The organism is uncultured Meiothermus sp., assembly GCF_937863175.1.
GTDB lineage: Bacteria > Deinococcota > Deinococci > Deinococcales > Thermaceae > Meiothermus.
Genome location: NZ_CALMCQ010000425.1, coordinates 1 through 3,269 on the forward strand (window position 1 = coordinate 1; position 3,269 = coordinate 3,269).

Here is a 3,269-nt window from a genome sequence, read left to right on the forward strand (position 1 = left end):
ACTCGGTGTATGCCGCACCCAACGGCATCAAAGGCTATAGTTACCTCACGGCGTATGCCGGCACCACCCCCGAGCGGGCCGACGAAACCCTGCGCGTGGTGCAGGCCGAGGTGGCCCGGCTTGCGGAGGGGGTTAGCGAGGAGGAGCTCGAGCGCACCCGGATTGGTTTGTGAACGGCCCTGGTGATGCAGGATGAATCGTCGCGCTCGAGGGCAGCCAGCATCACCCGCGACCTCTACCTGATTGGCCGGGTTCGGACTCTGGACGAGATCGAGACCCAGATCGCGGCGGTGGATGTGCCGCGCATCAACCGTTACCTGGCCGCCAACCCCTACCAGAACCCCTGGATCGCTACCCTGGGGCCGAGGAAGCTGGCCATGACGTGATGGCCGAGGGGCTGGGGAGAAAAAGCCACCACGGGCACTTTTCCGGTTCTGCCCTGCCCCCGCCTCGGTCCATGGATCACCCCCCGGATTTCCGTTCCTGACCCCCCTTTACCCTCGGAGTGAGTATGACCCACACCAAGTCTGCTGTGCAGTTCAAGCAAGCCACCCTCGAGAACGGCCTGACCGTCATTGCCGAGGTCAATCCTGAGGCCAAAAGTGTAGCTCTGGGCTATTTTTGCAAGACCGGTAGCCGGGACGAAACCCCGGAAATGGCCGGGGTGTCGCACTTTCTGGAACATATGCTGTTCAAGGGATCGGCCAGGCGCGATGGCTTCGAGGTGAACCTCGAGTTCGATCGGATGGGCGCACAGTACAACGCCTATACCTCCGAAGAGAATACGGTCTACTACGGGGCGGTGCTGCCCGAGTTTGCCCCCCGCCTGCTAGAACTCTGGACCGACCTGATGCGCCCGGCCTTGCGCCCGGATGACTTCGACACCGAGAAACAGGTTATTCTGGAAGAAATTGCCCTCTACGAAGACCGGCCCAACATCATCCTTTTTGACTGGGGGCGGGCGCGGTACTTTGCCGGGCATCCGCTGGGCAACAGCGTGCTGGGCACGGCCCGTTCGATTGGCGCGTTGACCCGCGACCAGATGGCCCAGTACCAGGCTCGACGCTATGCCCCCTCCAACCTGGTACTGACCCTGACAGGCAAGGTGGAGTGGGAGCGAACCCTCGAGCGGGTGCAACAGCTCACCGCCTCCTGGGCCAAAGGCCAGGCCGAGCGGGCCTATCCCGAAGTTGACCCAACCGTGGGAGAGCTGCGCGAGCCTTATTCCAAAGCCACTCAGACCTACCTGGCGCTGCTGGCCCCTGGTGTTTCGGCCCAGGATTCGCGACGCTATGCGGCCAGCATCCTGGCCAATATCCTGGGCGAGGAGGGCAACAGCCGACTCCACTGGGCCCTAACCGACAAGGGACTGGTGGAGTCGGTGGGGGCGGGGGCGGATCAGGCCGACCGGGCCGGGCTGTTTTATGTCTATGCCCAGACCAGCCCCGCCAACGAGGAGGTAGTGAAGGCCGTGCTGCGCGCAGAGCTGGATCGGCTCGAGCGCGAAGGGGTGCGTTCAGCAGAGCTCGAGCAGGCCAAGAACAAGCTCGCCACCGCCCTGGTGTTTGCGGGTGAAACCCCCATGCAACGTCTGATGAGTGTAGGCCTCAACCATGCCTACAACCAGACCTACGAGCCCCTGGGCGAACTGGCCCGCAAGGTCGAGGCGGTCACGCTGGCCGATGTAAATGGGCTTCTGGAGGCCAGGCCCTTTAGCAAGAGCTTTATATACAGCCTGGTACCCGCCTGATGCGTCAGAAAAAAGAGCCTGGCTTTGACCCGGCCCGCCTTAGCGGGGCCTGAAGGCACGGGATACGACGATTGCAGGCCGGCAGTGAACCGGAAGATATTCAGCGGTTAAGGCCGCCGCGTAGTGGTGGGTACATCCTCTGCTTGTCTACCCTCTTTATGGATGCGTTTTCTGATGGAACCTGATAAAATCGGCGACAGGTACAAATACAACTGCTCGGGGCCTCGAGCCAGCCGAACCAACCCGGATGGCCCCCCGCACCGAGTCGAGAAAGGGGCAGGTTTTGGATGAATACAGTTTCGTCGGAGTCTGGATCCCATAAATTGCGGCATAACATCCCTTTTTGGGGTGCTATACCGCAGGTGTGGTGTAACTAGTAGTTAGGTTTCTCACTACACACTACCGGACATGAAAATCAAACAATACCAAGTAGATGCTTTTGCAACCCGAGCTTTTGAGGGAAACCCGGCGGCAGTGTGCCCCTTGGAAAGCTGGTTGGACGATGACTTGCTTCAAGCCATCGCCGAAGAAAATAACTTGTCAGAGACCGCGTTCTTCGTACCCAGCGCAAAGGGGTTTAACCTGAGATGGTTTACCCCGGTCAAGGAAGTTGATCTATGTGGCCATGCCACATTGGCAACGGCTCACGTAATCTTTGAATATCTTGGTTTCACAGAATCAGTCATTACATTCGAAACGCGTAGCGGTGATCTATTCGTGAAAAAGCGGGGAAGTCTCTTGCAAATGGATTTCCCCGCGTACAAGTTAACCGCTTGCGAGATTTCCGAAGCCTTGGTTCAAGGCCTTGGCGTGCGTCCTATAGAGGTATTGGCCGGCGACGACTACTTGGCCGTGTTCGATAGCGAAGCAACCGTTCGCGCCATCACGCCAAACCACGCCCTGCTCGGCCAGCTCGATTTGCGCGGCGTTATCGTTACTGCGCCAGGCACTGATGTGGATTTTGTCAGTCGTTTCTTTGCCCCCAAGATCGGTATTCCTGAAGATCCCGTCACCGGTGCCGCCCATTGCAAGCTTGCGCCGTACTGGGCCGAAAAACTTGGTAAAAATACTCTGTCCGCCAGACAGGTATCTAAGCGTGGTGGCAACCTCACATGCGAGGTAAAAACCGGCAGAGTGGTACTGACCGGAAGTGCCGTAACGTTCATGGAGGCAGAAATTGCCTTCTAAACCTAACGAGGCGCTCAAGCCGACCCGCTTCCGCTACGCTCCAGCGGTCGGCTTAGCTTTGCGTTGGGCGGACTCAAGAGGAGTAGAGAAAATGAAAGATGTTCAAATGACCGCCGGAGTTACCACGGGAGATCAATTCGAAACCGTCCACTACCCGGACGATGAAATCATCCTTCGTGTCGCGCGCGGCGGGAACGTGCAAGTGATTGAATATAACTCGACTGACCGGGAGGGGCCGCCGTCACATTCCCACGCCTGGGACGAAATCCAATATGTCATCGAGGGCGAAGTGGATTTTTACGTGAACGGGCAGTGGATCCATGGCGGCCCC

The 3,269-nt window shown here is 58.7% G+C and carries 5 protein-coding genes; all 5 read left to right on the top strand.

From position 1 onward, the window contains the following. The first annotated feature begins 5 nt into the window (after positions 1-5). Positions 6-173: an insulinase family protein gene (locus Q0288_RS16015; protein ID WP_299432687.1), complete on the top strand. Its 168-nt coding sequence runs from the start codon at positions 6-8 to the stop codon at positions 171-173. Between the two features lie 9 nt (positions 174-182). Beyond that, positions 183-386: a hypothetical protein gene (locus tag Q0288_RS16020; protein WP_299432672.1), complete on the top strand. Its 204-nt coding sequence runs from the start codon at positions 183-185 to the stop codon at positions 384-386. A gap of 125 nt (positions 387-511) precedes the next feature. Then, positions 512-1,750 (top strand): pitrilysin family protein, encoded by a 1,239-nt coding sequence (locus Q0288_RS16025; RefSeq protein WP_299432678.1) that lies wholly within the window; start codon positions 512-514, stop codon positions 1,748-1,750. Between the two features lie 408 nt (positions 1,751-2,158). Further along, positions 2,159-2,938, top strand: a complete 780-nt coding sequence (locus Q0288_RS16030) for a PhzF family phenazine biosynthesis protein (RefSeq protein ID WP_299432681.1) — start codon at positions 2,159-2,161, stop codon at positions 2,936-2,938. A gap of 91 nt (positions 2,939-3,029) precedes the next feature. Beyond that, on the top strand, positions 3,030-3,269 hold a 240-nt coding region (locus tag Q0288_RS16035), incomplete at its 3' end, for a hypothetical protein (protein ID WP_299432684.1).